This window comes from Sphingomonas epibiotica, from assembly GCF_039615155.1.
GTDB lineage: Bacteria > Pseudomonadota > Alphaproteobacteria > Sphingomonadales > Sphingomonadaceae > Sphingomonas.
This window is the reverse complement of the sequence record NZ_JBDGHY010000002.1, coordinates 1-16,141: the sequence shown is the minus strand read 5'-3', so window position 1 is coordinate 16,141 and position 16,141 is coordinate 1. Positions and strand designations below refer to the sequence as shown.

11 protein-coding genes and 1 pseudogene are annotated in these 16,141 nt (G+C 64.4%); 7 read left to right on the top strand and 5 right to left on the bottom strand.

The features are described from left to right. Positions 1-321 precede the first annotated feature (321 nt). Positions 322-1,230 carry a LysR family transcriptional regulator gene (locus AAIO73_RS03630; protein ID WP_345876362.1) on the top strand — a complete coding sequence of 303 codons (909 nt, stop codon included), beginning with the start codon at positions 322-324 and terminating at the stop codon, positions 1,228-1,230. Here AAIO73_RS03630 and AAIO73_RS03625 read toward each other — a convergent pair. After that, positions 1,227-4,085, bottom strand: a complete 2,859-nt coding sequence (locus tag AAIO73_RS03625) for a TonB-dependent receptor domain-containing protein (RefSeq protein ID WP_345876360.1) — start codon at positions 4,083-4,085, stop codon at positions 1,227-1,229. The genes AAIO73_RS03630 and AAIO73_RS03625 overlap by 4 nt on opposite strands. A gap of 307 nt (positions 4,086-4,392) precedes the next feature. Between AAIO73_RS03625 and AAIO73_RS03620 the strand changes: the two genes are divergently transcribed. From AAIO73_RS03620 to AAIO73_RS03595, 6 genes and pseudogenes are all read left to right on the top strand, one after another. Next, entirely contained in the window at positions 4,393-5,721 is a 1,329-nt protein-coding gene (locus AAIO73_RS03620; RefSeq protein WP_345876359.1) for a CitMHS family transporter, read from the top strand. Between the two features lie 14 nt (positions 5,722-5,735). Further along, positions 5,736-7,055 (top strand): acyclic terpene utilization AtuA family protein, encoded by a 1,320-nt coding sequence (locus AAIO73_RS03615; protein WP_345876357.1) that lies wholly within the window; start codon positions 5,736-5,738, stop codon positions 7,053-7,055. Further along, the gene (locus AAIO73_RS03610; RefSeq protein ID WP_345876355.1) at positions 7,056-7,379 is read left to right on the top strand and encodes an AtuA-related protein; all 324 of its coding nucleotides are present in this window, start codon (positions 7,056-7,058) and stop codon (positions 7,377-7,379) included. Further along, positions 7,376-9,376, top strand: coding sequence for an alpha/beta hydrolase domain-containing protein (locus tag AAIO73_RS03605; protein WP_345876353.1), 2,001 nt, complete (start codon positions 7,376-7,378; stop codon positions 9,374-9,376). Before AAIO73_RS03610 ends, AAIO73_RS03605 begins: the two co-directional genes overlap by 4 nt. 54 nt (positions 9,377-9,430) lie before the next feature. After that, positions 9,431-10,198 (top strand): annotated as a pseudogene (locus tag AAIO73_RS03600) (tannase/feruloyl esterase family alpha/beta hydrolase); the annotation flags it as partial. A 43-nt stretch (positions 10,199-10,241) separates the two neighbouring features. After that, positions 10,242-11,225 (top strand): AraC family transcriptional regulator, encoded by a 984-nt coding sequence (locus AAIO73_RS03595; RefSeq protein WP_345876351.1) that lies wholly within the window; start codon positions 10,242-10,244, stop codon positions 11,223-11,225. Here AAIO73_RS03595 and AAIO73_RS03590 read toward each other — a convergent pair. The 4 genes from AAIO73_RS03590 to AAIO73_RS03575 form a co-directional block, all read right to left on the bottom strand. Next, positions 11,197-11,826, bottom strand: a complete 630-nt coding sequence (locus AAIO73_RS03590; RefSeq protein ID WP_345876350.1) for a hypothetical protein — start codon at positions 11,824-11,826, stop codon at positions 11,197-11,199. The two genes, AAIO73_RS03595 and AAIO73_RS03590, sit on opposite strands and share 29 nt — an antisense overlap. Continuing rightward, a complete protein-coding gene (locus tag AAIO73_RS03585) occupies positions 11,823-13,544 on the bottom strand; it encodes a DUF4139 domain-containing protein (protein ID WP_526023768.1) in 1,722 nt (573 codons plus the stop codon). The genes AAIO73_RS03590 and AAIO73_RS03585 overlap by 4 nt, the downstream gene beginning before the upstream one ends. A gap of 5 nt (positions 13,545-13,549) precedes the next feature. Further along, entirely contained in the window at positions 13,550-14,917 is a 1,368-nt protein-coding gene (locus AAIO73_RS03580) for a DUF4139 domain-containing protein (protein WP_345876889.1), read from the bottom strand. A gap of 261 nt (positions 14,918-15,178) precedes the next feature. After that, the gene (locus AAIO73_RS03575) at positions 15,179-15,871 is read right to left on the bottom strand and encodes a glutathione S-transferase (protein ID WP_345876349.1); all 693 of its coding nucleotides are present in this window, start codon (positions 15,869-15,871) and stop codon (positions 15,179-15,181) included. Positions 15,872-16,141 lie beyond the last annotated feature (270 nt).

Below are 16,141 nucleotides of genomic sequence, written 5' to 3'. Positions count from 1 at the left end.
CGCTATTTATGGTTTGAGATTTCCCTGAGAGCGGATATTCGTTCACGCATCACTCTGCGCTTCGAATATGATGAAGTCTAAAGGCTTAGCTTTAGAGCATCAATTGAAAATTGGTACCGTCATAGTTTAATTTCTACGCCTATGATGAATTCTATGCCTTCATAGTCGGAAAGAAACTAGCATTTGCAGGTTTCCGCGAGGGTTTGGACGCGGACATATTCCTAGGCATCAGACGTTCGATTATACCCGATTCCCGTAGTGGATGGTGTTGACCTCGGTAGTTGCAAGCAGCATCAAGTATCAATGTCGCGTCTACCCAGCATGATCAGCTTGCGATTGTTCACGCTGGTTGCCCACCATCGAAGCTTCAGCGAAGCGGGACGCGTTGCCAACGTCTCCCAACCCGCACTCAGCCGGACGATCCGAATACTGGAAGATCAGCTTAACGCTCGGCTGTTCGACCGTGACTCGCGCAACGTCCGCCTCACTGTGGCAGGCGAAGCCCTGCTACCGATCGTAGAGCGTCTGACCGCCGATTTCGATCATGCATTCTCCGAGCTGTCGCACAGCCTGAGCGGTGCGCGCGGACGCGTCGTGGTCGGAGCGCTGCCATCCGTAGCGGCAGGCGATCTTCCGGCCGCGATCGCGTCGTTCCGGATCAGTCACCCGATGGTCGACGTGGTGTTACGCGATCAGCTGTCGGGTACGCTCTATCAGCAGATGCAGGAGCGGCAAATCGATCTGGCCATCACCACTCCACCCGAAGAGGGCACGTTCCATTTCGATCCGCTCATGCAGGACGCGATGGTGCTGGTGGTAAAGGCGGGCAGCGCACTCGACACGGGGGCGACAGCCCGCTGGTCGATCCTGGCTGAGCACCCCTTTATCGCGATGGCGCCGCGCAGCAGCGTACGGGAACTGACCGACGCGGCGTTCAGCAAGGCCGGACTGACGGTGCGTGGACTATATGACTGTACGCAACTCGCGACCGTAGGCGCATTGATTGAGGCGGGGCTTGGGATCACGGCGCTGCCGCGATCGACGCTTGGCATCCTGCACCAAGGTCGGATTGCGGCGCGACCGCTATCGCATCCGACCGTGGAGCGGACGATCGGCCTTGCCCATCCGCTTGGCCGGACACTTTCCCCGGCCGCCGACGCCTTTCGCCGCCACTATCTGGCCGAGGTACGCGCCGGTCGAGCCGGGGACGAGGCTTCTTCGCCGGTTTAGAACTTCGCTCCCAATCGAACATAGGTTTGCCGCCCAAACGGGTCGCCCAGCGTCGACAGATAGCCGGTGTACTTTGCCGCAGGCGGCGTCTTGTCAAAGGCATTGATCATGCCGACGATAACGTCGAAGCGGCGGTCCGGTCCGAACTGGAAACCGGCCTGAAAATCGAATGCCGACCAAGCACCGATGCGGTCGGTCACGTTCGTGCCGACGACTGCTAGATAGTCGTCCCTGACCCCCGACACATACCGCCACGTTCCCGATGCGAAGAAGGCGTCGACCGATCCGTCGATCGTTGCCAGATTCCGCCAACGCGGAGCAGCGGCCGCGGTCAGGGGCGATGTCTGAAAATTGTTGCGATAGCCGACGCCGTCATAGACCACGGTACCCGTGTCGACGTCGTACGTCGCGAGGTAGCTGAGATTGTCGCGGAGCGAGAGCTGCACCGAACCCAGGTCGAAGGTGTAGCTGCCCGCCACGTCAATGCCCGAAGTGCCGGTGCCACTCGGCGCGTTATAGGATTGAACGATGATGGTCTGCGCCGATCCGGTCGCGTCGCGGATGACGTTGGGACCGTTCGGATCGGCGTTGATGACCGCCTGTCCGTTCTGCAGCTGAATCTGGTTCTTGTACTTGTATTTCCAGTAATCGACCGACAACCGCAGGCCTTCGATCGGGAGCAACGTTGTACCGATGTTGAGCACATCCGCCTTTTGCGGTTGCAGGTCGGGATTGCCGAAGGTCTGGACCGACCGGAACACGGTAGTGCGATCGTTGGGATCGATGATGTTCACGACGTTGGTGTTGATGAGCACGGCCGCCGAGTTCTGGATCGAGGGCGCTTGGAATGCCTTGCTCGCCGACACACGCACCGCGACCTGGGGGATGATGCGCCAATTCACGGCGATCTTCGGCGCGATGGTGTCGAAGTTGCCGTAATCCTCGTAACGCCCGGCGGCGTTGACGTTCAGGCCGTCGATCACCTCGTAATTGGCTTCGGCGAAGATGCTCTTCACCTCCCGCTCGAACGCCGTGTTGCGATTGGGGCCGAGGAAGCCAGCAAAACCGCTGGTCAGCAGATCCGAGTAGGTGTTGGACAGCTTCTCCTTGCGATACTGGGCACCCACCGCGACGTCGAGCGATCGGCCGTTGATGGAGAATAACGGACCGTTCACCACGGCTTCGCCAATGGCATATTCGATCTTCGCGCTGGAGACGACGTTGCTCTGCAGATTGAAGATCAGCGACGGGTCGAGGCCGGCGGTGTCCTTGGCAAACGGGCTGTAATAGAGGCAGTTGCCCTGCCCCGCGACCGCACCGGCGCCAGGACCGCTGTAGCGATAGTTACAGTTGGGTCCGCCGAAGCCGTTGAGCGCCGCCTGAAACAACGTCAGATCGGTATCGCGGTCCGTCGATTGAACATCGGCACGCGAATAGGTGGCGTTCGCCGTATACCGCCAGCCGCCCCCGATCCGGCCACGGCCGCCCAGCACGAACTGCCGCTGGTCGACCTTGTCCTGGATCAGGCGGTATTGGTAATCGGGAAAGCCGGCCGACCCGATCGCACGACCGACAAAGGCGACATCGACGCCGAACGGGTTATACGGGTTCGACGCCGGCACGATCGGCGGGCGCGCACCGATGCGGTTCTGCGCATAGGAAGGTACGCTGAAGCGGCGCGAATCCTGATGATAGAAGCCGAATTCGGCGAATAGCGTGTGCCCGTCCGCGATCTCATAGGTGGTGTCGTTGTGAATGAGGTAGCTTTTGGCTTCGGGACGGATCGGGTTCTGCGCCTGGAAGCTGAACTGGCAGGCGCCAAGTCCGAAACCCGGGCTGTTGGCGGCCGGGACGTACCGGCTCTGCGTTTCGGCCGAACCGCAATTGGGGTCGACGACGCTCACCGTTCCGGCGGCGTTGCGGTACTGGTCGTACAGCGCCGAATAATTGTTGCCGTTGATGATGACGTCGCCACCGGTCGCGGTGCGTGGCCGCGAGTACAGGATGTAACTGCCGGGATTGGCGCCCGCGCCCGACGACGGATTGAAGAAGTTCGTGATCGCGCGTTCGGAGTTCTGGAGCCGGTCCTGGTAGCGATAGGCCGCTGAGGTGACGCTGTGGAAGCGGTCGTTGCCGAAACCGATCATCGCCTGAACGTTCGCCGATGGCGAGTCCGCGATGTGCGTCGCCTGGGCCGAAAGCTTCAGTCCGTTGAAGCGGGTATTGGTGATGACGTTGAAGACGCCCGCCACCGCGTCCGCCCCATAGGTCGACGAGGCGCCGTCGAGCACGGTTTCGATCCGTTCGATCGCAATCTCTGGGGTCAGGCTGTTGAGGTTCACGAACCCGTCGGCCGGAACCACGCGGCGTCCGTTCAGCAGAACCAGCGTCGCCCCCGCGCCGAGCCCGCGCAGATTGGCGGACCGGGTGTCGCGGGAGTCGGCGCCCCCGCCCTTGGCAAGATCTTGGATGCCGCCGGCGCTGCCGACGTTCTGCGGAATGAACCGGGTGATCTCCGCCAGCGACTGGACGCCGGTGCGATTGAAGTCTTCCGCATTGATCGCGAGCACCGGGGAAGCGCGATCCTCCTGCCGGACGTTCAGGTACGATCCCGTTATGACGATGTCGGGGGAACCATCGGTCGGCGTCGCCTCCCCCGTCGCAACCGCATCGTCGGTCGTAACCGGCGTTTGCGGCAGCGACGACGAAGACTGGTTGCCTGCGGGTGCCGGGCTGGCGGGTGCGGTCGGGACCGTCGTCTGTGCGGCGGCGCCTGTCGACAGTAATGCGCATGGTGCACAGGACAGCAGTGCCACGACCAGCAACCGAGCGCGCTTCTGCGAATAGGTCATCATATCGTCCCCTCCCTGAGTTCAGGGCCGCAGCGTGGGAACGGCGCAGAGGAACCCATGGCCGAGCGCCATGTTTCTCGTTCGTCGCTTCCTCTCCGATACGGCTCCTGCCGATTTGCGCCTGTCTTGACGCGAAGATGGCCAGAGAAGAAATAGAAAGTTCCAATCGACCTATCCGCATTTTGCATCGATCGACTTCGCCAAGTTCAATCAGATTCGTGGATAGGTCTATTCATTCATTCTCATTGATGAATGATATTCGGCATCGCATGATGACCGTGGCCGACAGACGATCGGTACGGGGAGGATCATGCTTGCAGTCATCGGAGCGCTGGCGGTCGTATCGCTGCTCGCCCTCATTCTTTCGAACCGCACCTCACCGCTCGCCGCGCTGATCCTGGTGCCGGCGATCGCGGCGCTGGCGGCCGGCCTGGGCGGAGCGGTGCCGGGGTATGTCGTTGCCGGATTGGCCAAGATCGCACCGGTCGCGGGGATGTTCGTTTTCGCGATCCTGTTCTTCGGGATCATGACCGACGCTGGACTGCTCGCTCCGCTGGTCTCGGTCGTGCTTCGCCTCGTCGGCGAGCGTCCCTCCCGTATCACCGTTGGCACCGCATTGCTGGCGCTGCTCATCCATCTCGATGGATCGGGGGCGGTGTGTTTCCTGGTGACGATCCCCGCGCTACGGCCGCTGTACGACCGCCTGGGCATGGACCGGCGGGTGCTGGCCTGTACCGCGTCGATGGCGGCGGGGGTCAATTTCCTGCCATGGACCGGGCCGACGCTGCGCGCCGCTGCCGCGCTGAAGGTGCCGGTGGCAACGCTTTTCACACCGATGATCGCCGTCCAGGCGGTCGGACTCGCCTTTGTCTTTGCGGCCTCATGGTGGCTGGGCCTTCGCGAGGAACGGCGGTTGGCGGCGGGTACCCCGCTGCCCGCAGCCGCGGCGGCATCGGGCGCGCTTCGTTCGGTGCCCGAAGCAGGACACGAAACCGATGCCGACGTCGCGCGGCTGCGCCGGCCCCGCCTGTTCCCCGTCAACGTCGTGCTGACGCTGATCGTCGTCGGAGTGATGATCGCTGGGCTGACCGAACCGGTCGTGGTGTTCATGATCGGTACCGCCGCCGCGCTCGTCATCAACTATCCTGACGCCGCCGAACAGCGCGCGCGCATCGACGCCCACGCCCGTGCGGCACTGCTGATGGCGGGCATCCTGTTTGCGGCCGGCGCCTTCACGGGAATCATGAACGGGTCCGGGATGATCGGCGCGATGGCCGAGACCGCCGCAACCCATGTCCCCCGCGAGCTGGGCGGTCGCCTGCCCGTCGTGGTCGGCGTGCTCGCCATGCCGCTCAGCCTGTTGTTCGATCCCGACTCCTTCTATTTTGGCGTGTTGCCGGTGATTGCCGGCGTAGCCGAGAGCTTCGGTACGCCGGGGGTGGCGATCGGTCGCGCAGCGTTGCTGGGGCAGATGACCACCGGCTTTCCGATCAGTCCGCTGACGCCGGCGACGTTCCTCGTCGCCGGCCTCAGCGGGATCGAACTCGGCGCGCATCAGCGCTTCTCCATTCCATGGTTGTTCGGTGCGAGCCTTGTCATGCTCGCCGCCGCACTCCTCTTCGGGGTATTGCCGCTATGAATTGCCCGAACGTCGTGAGGATCGGTGCGGGCGCCGGCTTTGCAGGCGACCGCATCGAACCTGCGATCGAACTCGTGGAACAGGGGAATCTCGACTTCCTCGTCTTCGAATGCCTTGCCGAGCGTACCATTGCGCTGGCGCAGAACGCCCGTCGCAGCGATCCGGATGGGGGCTTCGACCCGATGCTCCTCGAACGGATGCGCCGGGTGCTGCCCGCCGCCCGCGCGCGCGGCGTCCGGATCGTCACCAATGCCGGCGCAGCCAACCCGCTGGGCGCCGCCCACGCGGTGGCCGCCCTCGCCAGATCGATCGGCCTCGGACCCATGCGGATCGCCGCCGTCCTTGGCGACGACGTGCTCGATACGATCCGCAGCGAAGCGTTTCCGCTGATCGACCGCGAAGGCACCAGCGCCGACCTGCCACCCATTATTTCGGCAAACGCCTATCTAGGGGCGGGATCGATTGCCGAAGGGCTTGCAGGCGGCGCCGACATCGTCATCACAGGTCGGGTCGGCGACCCCGCGCTGTTCGTCGGCCCGCTGATAAACGCCTTTGGCTGGTCGCTGGACGACCCGGAACTCATGGGGCGCGCGACCATGATCGGCCATCTGCTGGAATGCGCCGGGCAGTTGACGGGCGGCTATTTCGCCGATGCCGGTCACAAACAGGTCCCCGACCTCGCCCGCCTCGGCTTTCCACTTGCCGAGGTATCGGCGGATGCCAGTGCGATCTTCAGCAAAGTGCAAGGCTCGGGCGGCCGCCTGTCGCTCGCGTCGTGCAAGGAACAGCTATTGTACGAGATTCTTGACCCCGGCGCCTATCACCAGGCCGATGTCGTTGCGGACTTCCGGTCGGTTCGGCTCGCAGAAGTCGGTACGGACCGGATCGCGGCGAGCGGCGGCGGTGGCACCGCACGCCCCGACGCATTGAAAGTCTCGATCGGCTATGACGACGGTTTTATCGGTGAGGGACAGATTTCCTATGCCGGCCCCGGCGCGGTCGATCGCGCGCGACTGGCCATCGCGGTAGTGCGCGAACGACTGGCGCTGATCGGGGCCAATATCGACGAACTGCGCTGCGACCTGATCGGGGTCGATGCGGTCGATCGTACCGGTCTTGGCCCGCCCCCGCGCGAGGTGCGCGTGCGGGTATGCGGTCGAGCAGCGTGCGAAAAGGACGCAGCCTGTATCGGTGCGGAGGTCGAGGCGCTCTACACCAACGGTCCCTTTGGCGGGGGCGGTGCGACGCGGTCGGTGCGCCCGGTCGTTGCCGTCGCCTCCACGCTGATCCCCCGCGAGCGGGTCCGCCCGCATCTCGTGATGGTGGAGGGCTAAATGCGGCTCGGCGACATCGCGCATCTGCGCACCGGCGACAAAGGGGACATCTCGCAGGTGTCGGTCATCGCGTTCGATCCGGCCGACTATCCGCTGCTGGCGCGCGCAGTGACGGTCGAGCGGGTGTTGGCACATCTCGCGCAACTGACCGTCAGGCGGGCGACGCGCTACGAACTGCCGGGGCTCGGCGCTCTCAACTTCGTGCTGGAGGGCGCGCTGAACGGCGGCGTCACGCGCTCGCTCGCGCTCGATGCGCACGGAAAGGCGCTCGGTGCGCAGTTGCTCGATCTGCCGCTCGAAGACGTTAACGGAGACCGATCATGACGAAAGCGGCTCTTCTTGCGGCCACTATGCTCGCCCTTGCCGCCGGCACCGCCGACGCTCGCGTCGTCCGACTGATCGTCGAGCGGACCGAGGACGTAGCGCCGGCCCGGCCGGGGGCGCCTGCCTACCGGATTCTGCAAGGGCGGTATGAGGGGGAATTGGACCCGCGTGATCCGCGCAATCGCATCATCACGGATATTGCCGCAGCACCTCGTAACGCTCGGGGTCGCGTCGCCTATGCCGCCACCTTCTCCATCGCGCTACCGGCAGATGCAGCGCGCGCAAGCGGCTTTCTGATGTATGACGTACCCAATCGCGGCAACGGATCGGTCGCAGCAGATGCGGACGGCCATGTTCGCGTCATCAGCGGGTGGCAAGGCGACATCACCGCAACCGACGCGCAACGCCTGACAGCACCGACCGCGCGCGGCGCAAACGGGCAACCGCTAACCGCGCCGGTGCTCCAACGCTTCACCAACATGCCGGCGGGTGCGGCCAGCATCGCCATCACCGGCGGCATCGGCCGCCCGACCCCCCGCCCCGCTCCCGTCTCGCTCGATACCCATCGGGCGCGGCTGTTCCGTCAGACGAGCGATACCGCGACCCCGGTGGATATCGCGCCGACCGACTGGGCCTTTGCCGACTGTCGCTCGATCCCCTTCCCGGGCACGCCCGATCCGGGCCAACTCTGTATCCGCGGCGGTTTCGATCCCGCTCAGGCCTATACGCTGACCTACGAAGGCAAGGACCCCAAGGTACTCGGCATCGGGTTCGCTGCGGTGCGCGACCTGAACAGCTTTTTTCGTCATTCCGCGGTCGACGATGCGGGCACGGCCAACCCGGTCGCGGGCAAAATCCGCTGGCCAATCATCACCGGCACGTCGCAATCCGGCAATTTCGTCCGAAGCTTCATTTCGCTCGGTTTCAATCAGGGGGAAGACGGCCGGCGGGTGTTCGACGGCGCCAATCCGAACATCGCCGCCCGCCAGGTTCCGCTCAACATCCGCTTCGGCGTACCCGGCGGCGCTGCCGGCCTGTACGAACCGGGAAGCGAAGGGCCGCTATGGTGGAGCCGCTACGACGATCGGGTGCGCGGCCGCGGCACTGCGAGCCTGCTCGATCGCTGCCGTGCGAGCGATACCTGCCCGAAAATCGTCGAAACGTTTGGCTCGGCGGAATTCTGGGGACTGCGCATGTCGCCGAACCTTGTCGGCACCGACGCACGTACCGACCTGCCGCTGCCGGCCGAAGTGCGACGCTACTATTTCCCCGGCGTCACCCATGGCGGATCCTATTCCGGAGGATTTTCGCTGAAGGGCGATACGGCCTTCCCCGGTGCACCGGCCTGTACGATGGCGTTCAACCCCAACCCGTCGACAGAGACACGACGGGCAGTGCTGAAGGCGTTGGCCGATTGGGTCTCGACCGGCCGGACGCCGCCGCCAAGCCGTTACCCGACCCTCGCCGACGGCGACCTCGTGGCGCCTACCGCAGCCGCGATCGGTTGGCCGCGCATCCCTGGGGCACCCAGTCCCGAGGGTAAGCTCAACCCGTTCCTCGACCAGGATTTCGGACCGGACTTCAACTATCGCGACCTGTCGGGCGTCCTCACCCGCCAGCCCCCCGTGATCCGGCGGACCATCCCGTCCCTGGTCCCGCGCGTGAATGCCGACGGCAACGAAACGGCGGGAGTCCCCTCTGTCCAGTTGCTCGTCCCGATCGGTACCTATACAGGCTGGAACGAGTCGGCTGCGGGCTTCGGCAAGGGCGGTGGCTGCGGCTTTATCGGCGGTTTCATCCCCTTTGCCCGGACCGAAGCCGAACGACGCGCCGCCGGGGATCCCCGCCCGTCGTTGCAGGAACGCTACCGCGACCATGCCGGCTTCGTCGCACGGGTGCGTACGGTCGCTACGGAGCAGGTGAAGGCAGGCTGGTTGCTGGCGGACGACGCCGACAAGCTGGTGGCACAGGCGCAAGCGAGCGATGTCCTGCGCTAGAACTTTCCTCGCAGCCCTGCTGCTGGCCCATCCCGCCCGCGCGGCGAAAGACCACTGCTCCACGCTTTCGTCGGTAGATGGACGCATTCAGGCGAGGCCGGTGGCCGCCAGGTCAGGGCATCTGCCTATTGCCGGGTTACCGGCACGCTGCGCCCGGTTCCCGGATCACAGATCGGTTTCGAACTGCTGCTTCCCGCACCGGAACGGTGGACCGGGCGGTTCCAAATGTTGGGCAATAGGGGCTATTTCTCGGTAATGCCGCAAAGGGTTATGGATTCGGCGCTCGCACTGGGAAGCGCCGCCATCTCAACCGATACCGGCCATACAGGGGACGATCCCGACTTTGCGCGCGGTCGCCGGGAAGCGATCGTCGACTGAGGCTGGCGTGCGGTACACCTGACCGCACAAGCCAGGCAGGCATTGGTCGCCCTGTATCATGGCCGCCCGCCTCCCCATCGCTTTTTCTCCGGTTGCCCGACCGGTGGTCATCAGGCCATGATGGAAGCGCAGCGTTTTCCGCAAGGTTTCGACGGCATCGTGGCGGGCGCTCCCGGCGCCAACCGGACCCGCCTCAACACTGTCTTTGTGTGGCAGTATCTCGCCAATTACCGGTCCGGTCGCGGCAATGCCCCGGTCCCCGAACCCGATGACTTCCAGCCGCTGGCACGCAACAGCTACGAGGCCTGCCGTTCGGCAGATGGCCGCGAGGCAGGTGGCCTTGCAGATGATCCTTGGCTCAACGATCCGATCGGTTGCCGTCCTTCGCGGGCAACGTTGCTCTGTCGACCGAACCACACCGGCCCCTGCCTGTCGGCAGCGACGGTCGACGCCGCAACGGCGATGTATCGCCGTGCATCCGGTGCCGATGGCAATCGCCGCACTCTCCGTCCTCATCAATCGACACGTCGTGCGGACAGGCATTTGCAGCACGGCGTTGCCGCATGTGTCGCTGATCCGAGCCGACGCTCCGAGCACCACCACGCCCGCCGTCTACGAGGCGTCCCTTTGCATGATAGCCCAGGGATCGAAACGGGTATCGATCGGCGAGCACAGCGTCGTCTATGACGCAGCCCATTACCTTTTGGTCTCGGTCGACTTGCCGCTGGTCGGTCATGTGCTCGAGGCGAGCCCCGAACCACCCTATCTCTGCTGCAAGATCGATCTCGATGCCGCGATGCTGGCCGATCTCATGACGAACGAGGGCGGCGGGGTGGCCCGTACAGATTTGCCGGTGCGCGGAGTCTACCCGGGCGATCCCGACCTGATCGACGCGGCATGCCGGCTGGTCGGACTGCTCGACCGACCCGACACGATCCGCGCGCTGGCACCGCTGATCGAGCGCGAGATCCTCTATCGTCTACTCACCGGACCGCACGGTTCGATGCTTCGTCACATGGCAACCGCTGACAGCCATCTCAATCAGATAAGCCATGCGATCGCCGCGATCCGTCGGCGTTTCGATGCGCCGATCCGCATCGACGATGTCGCTGCCGAGGCAGGCATGAGCTCATCCTCGCTCCACGCACACTTCAAGGCGATCAAGCGACCTGCTCTTCCGCATGCCGAGAGACTAAGTTTAGCAGCTCCTCGTCCACAGGCTCCAGCGTCACCCCCCCCACAAGAAGCGATAAAAGATATGGAGGGACGTTGCCCGCATCAGCAAAGTGCTGGGCGGTTTAGAGGGCGACGTCGTGCCAGCAAACGTGCTTCAACCGCATCTCGTCTCAGCGTTTTCAGCTTCATGCTTTCGGGGGTAAAATTGTTCAAAGACCCAGTTACGGCCGCTCAACGGCGACTGCGAAGCTCCCTGAAGCGGTCAATCATTCATCACTCGCGCTGCCGCCTATGACTTGGCTGCTAGGTAGCGGAACGTCCGCCTTTCCCTTCTGCCGACGAGCGTGCACGATTTCGCGGTCGACCGTGAGGGGAGGAAACTCATGCAAAGCAATTACGCGGTTGGTGGACGTATACTTGCTGGTCTCATAGCTCTTCTCGTCAGCGCAGGAGCCAGCGCGGCGCCGACGGCCAAGCAGATCGGCGAGTCGGTCCGCGACCGCTTCGTCCGTTCCGCCCGCGCCTGCGGCGCAACCTTGCCGTTCGTCCCGGCGGTCGTTGTTGACCCCACGAAGTCCATCGACGTGCATTACTCGTTTGACGATGTTCAGGACAGCGCTTCGCGAGCACCGCGAGCACCGCGAGCATCCCTTCTGCAAACTGATCGCATTGAACAAGGCACCTTGGCTCCAAGCCCGCGCCAACACGGTTTCGGTAACCCTCTTATATAGACGGCATGGGTTAGGCTGGTATTCCGTTGCATCACCGGTTTTACCGGTTCGAGGCGATAACGACCATTTGCGGCCGTTGGTGCGGCTTGGCGGCTTACCGGAAGTGGACGTTTGTTCGGCTAACGAAAGGAGGCAGCAGCGCCCCTCGAAGCGATAGTCGATCATCGCTTGGTGGAGTAGGTAAAGGTGCGTGTTTCGTTCGCTGGGATTTGCAGCGGGAGGAGCCATCCCCGCTCTGCTCGGCTGAGACCCGCAGGTTTGTCCTCGATTTCAAACGGAAGCACTGCCTCGGTCGATACCAACGTTTTCCGCGCGTTGCTGATGTCGACGCGCCACTGCTGCTTTCCTTTTACTTCGAGCACCCGCGTTCTGGTCCAAGTGACGTCGGGGCTGTCGCCGAAGCGCAGCGCAACCTCATCACCCACTGCACGATCGTCGAGCGGCGCCTCGCCCGCGAACAGGTCACGCTGCGCGCCGCGCCCGAACAGCGCGACCGTTCCGGCGGGCAGCGGTATGCCGAGGCCATCTGCGGCGACGTTGCGAGCGCGCAACTCGAACGGCGTCGGCTGCACATCGTTCGTGGGCGACCCACCGCCGGCAAGGTCGAGCACATAGACGCGCTCGAAAGTGGCCGCGGGCTGCACCAGCATCGCCACCTGCTTCTGGGCCCGTGCCGCGACCGTTACCCGCGTCGGCACTCGATACAGTTTGAGATCGCCCAGCGCTTCCACCTTCGCTTTAGCACCGCCGGCGATCGTCACCGGCATCGCGGCCTCCATGACGGGCGCGGGCGGCGGCGGTGGTGGAGGCGGCGGTGGAGCTGCCGCCCAGATCTGCACCCGTTCGCGGCGGCGTGAGAAACTGCGGGTCGAGCTGCCGGTCACTACAATGTCGGCGCCATCGGCGTAAGACGCCGCTTCGCGCTCGGCTTTCTCGCGCGCGCGCCGCTGTTTGCGCGTCTCGAAGCTGCCCGGCGCATTGCTGCCGACCGCGTTGAACGCCGCCAAGTCGCGACCGCTGGGGAGCGGCAGGGGTGTAAACTCCTGCGCTGGATGCGTGCTGGTGACATCGGCAGGCCAGCATTGAAGGTCGAGCGTCGCGCTCGGCGGTGGCGGTGGCGGCTTATTCTCGCGCTTGTTGGGTTTGCCCGCGATCACCTGCAGCCGCGCATCGCGGAAGCTTTGTTGCCCGCCGTTGGCGATCGTCAGCCAGGCGAACAGCGCCACCCGGTCGCTCCCGGGCGCCATCCGCCCCACATAATTCGCCGACCAGTCGAATCCCTGCGCCATGTAAGTCAGCTGGATGGTCGCCGTGGTCGGCCGGCTGGCGCGGGTAAGTATCGACAGAGTTGGACGCGCAGTCAGCGTATCCGGCACGCCATCGTAAAGGATGCGCTCCGGCAGACCGGAACAGCGCAGCGCCTCGACCCCGTCGCCAGTCTGGAGGAGCACGCCGCCGTCCGGACCCGCGCGAACGATCGCGGTCTGCTCGCGCACCTTCCCGGTGGCCGGATCGGTCCGCCGCACTAGGACGCGGCGCTTCAGATACACATCGACCAGCCCCGACGGCGAGATCAGCCGCGCATCACGGTTCTTCTCACGCACCCCGCTTGGCAACCCGGCTACGATCGCCGTTTCAGGAAGCATCCCCTCGGCGACCTCCTCGAAACGGATTTGGCTGTCGCCGGCCGGCACGCTGATCGTCCGCGTTTCGGTAATCAGCGCGTAGCCGCCCGGCCACTCCGCAAGCATTGCGCCCGACCGGTACGGGTCGCGGTAGACCGACACTGTGACATCGGAAACCTCGCGCGAGATGACGACCTGCCGCTGCGCCGAGGCGAGCGACGGCAACAGCAGCGCTACGAGGAGGGAGAGCCAGCGCACCGCGCTCAGTACCGCGTGTCGAAGGTCGCCGTCAGTTCGCTCGTCCCGTTCACGGCCACGGGCACCTTCCACTCGACCCGGTCGGCAGAGACGCGTTCGCCTGTCAGGCTTTGGTTGGTGATCTTCACGTCGCCCCACAGACCGTCCTGCGCCAGGTCTAGCGTGACCGGCACGTCGCGCGCGTTGGTGACGATGTACGACATCCGGGTGCGCCAGCGGCGGTTCGACAGCCTGGTTCGCTCGGCTACGACCACCTTGACCTTGACGTCGAACGCCTCTCCGGTGCGGATCGACATCGACGAGCCCATGGGCGTGTGCGGGATGCGGTTCTCACCGATGAACTGCGGGTCGCCGCGAGCATCACGCATATAGACCCGGACGGTTCCGGCGGGCAGCTGGTCACCCAACCCGCCGGCGCGCGAAGTCGAGAACTTGATGGCGGTCGCAGCGCTGCGTGGCACGTCGTTGCCGCCGAGCCAGCCGTTGCTGAACTCATAAGCCTTGCGCGCCGCCGCGGCCTTCACGTCGAAGAAGCTCACCTGCTTCTGCTGCGCGTTGGCGATCGTCGTCCGCTCGGCTAGCGGATAGAGGTAGAAGTCGCCAAGCCGCTGCCGCGTGCCGGTCTCGCTGCCCGTCTGCTCGATTGCCGCATCGTCGCCCATTGTAGCGAAGCGATTGGTTGCGCCACCGACGTTCCCGGCCACCAACAACGTGTCGGCGTTGGTGAACGTCGTGCCGGTGTTGTTGGTCAGCGTTACCCAGCCTTGGACGTCGATTGACCCAACCTTCTCGTCGAACAGCGCGACATAGTCGCTCGTCCAGCCCAGCCCCGGCGTCAGGTACGACAGCCGGGTCGGCACCGCACCCGCCTGCGCCGCCTCCACCGTCACGGACAAGGTGGGACGTGCGCGCAGGTTGTCGGGCACCTTGTCGAACACGACGCGCACGGGCAGCCCATCGTCGCGCAGTACCTCGATCCGGTTACCGATCTGCAGCACGATGCCGCCGTTCGCCGCCAGCACGCGGGCTTGCTCACGTGTCTCGGCACCGGTCGCGGGGTTGGTGCGGACGATGGTGATGAGTTGGCCGACCGCCTTCTCCATCAGCTTGTCGGGCGACAGCAGGTCGTAGTCGAAGTTCTGCTCGACGATGCTGACGCCGGGGCCGCCCAGCGTCACCGTTTCGGGCCGAATCTGTGCCGACACGTCGGAGAACTCCTGCCGGCTGCGGCCGTGCGGCAGCGTAAGCGTGCGGGCGTCCTGCACCAGCGAGACGCCGCTGTTATAGATGGTGACCTGGACATCGCCCTGTGCGTTTTGCGCTAAAGCTTCGACCGGTAACAAGGCCACGCCCACCATCCACCATTGCTGCATCACGACTCCCCTTTTTGGCCCGACGCTAGCGTTTAAAAATAACGCGCGAAAGACCACCTGCGATCTGTAGGAGAAGTGTGTCAACTTCGACTTCGTGCCAGATTTCGGCGCAACCTTGCTTTGCTTCACAACCCGGCGAATTTCTCAATGACCCAGTAGCGATCGTTCCGAGCGCCCTGCCCGCTTCTAAACTGCGGTCGCTCATTCATCTCGGCGTCCTGCGCTTTCCCAACCGCTACGCGCGCTGCCTGGCTAGCCTTATTAGGGGTTAGAGGAATGCAGCGAGCCGGGTCGCAGCCCGTCGTCCGCAGGCGGATTGACTGGCATTCCGCCCTCCACAATGACGATACGCTCGCCCGGACACCATGGCGCGACCCGGTACATGATCCGCCGGAACAGATCGGAGGCGAGGTGCGCCGCGAGCCATGCCTGCAGATGGGGCAGCGGTTGGGTGTCGAACCATTCGCGATCGACTGCGGCGAACTGCCGGACGAACGGCATGATCGCCGCGTCAGTGATACCCATGCGTATCCCGACAAGCTGGCCCGTCGCGGCCAGTCGCGCATCGAGGTCTTGAAGGAACAGAAGGCCGTGATCGCGATGCTTAGCCGCGTTCGAACCGTGCCGGTCGGGATATTTATAGCGGTCGAGATGATGTTTGAAGTCGCCGTCATTGCGGGCGATCAGCGCCGGATCGTCGCGTGCCAGCCAGCCATCCGGGTCGCGGAGCGACAATGCCCATCGCATGATCGCGAGACTTTGGTCGATCACCGCGCCGTCGGCGGTTCGCAGGACCGGCACGGTACCCTTGGGTGAGATTGCGAGCATCGCATTGGGCTTGGCCGAGAGGCGAACCTCGCGAAGTTCGTAGCGCACGTCACTAACGGCCAGTGCCAGTCGCGTGCGCATTGCGTAGGGGCAACGACGAAAGCTGTAGAGAATGGGGTCGGCCATTACCCCCTATGCGGCGCAGAGGCAGCATTTGGAAGGTACGCGGGGCGTGCCGCACCCGGTGACGTCGGCTATGCTGCGGTCAAAACGGGAGGACGCACCATATGATCCGAAGCGGGAATGGCATGGGACGGCGTAGCGTGGGTCCGGCAATCGGTGCCTTGCTCGGCGCGCTTGCCACCGCCTGTTCGCCGCTTGGCGCCTTCGACAGGCTGGTGCCGAAGGATCGGGACGGCACCCTGATCGCCAGGGGGCTGCCCTACGGGCCGGGCT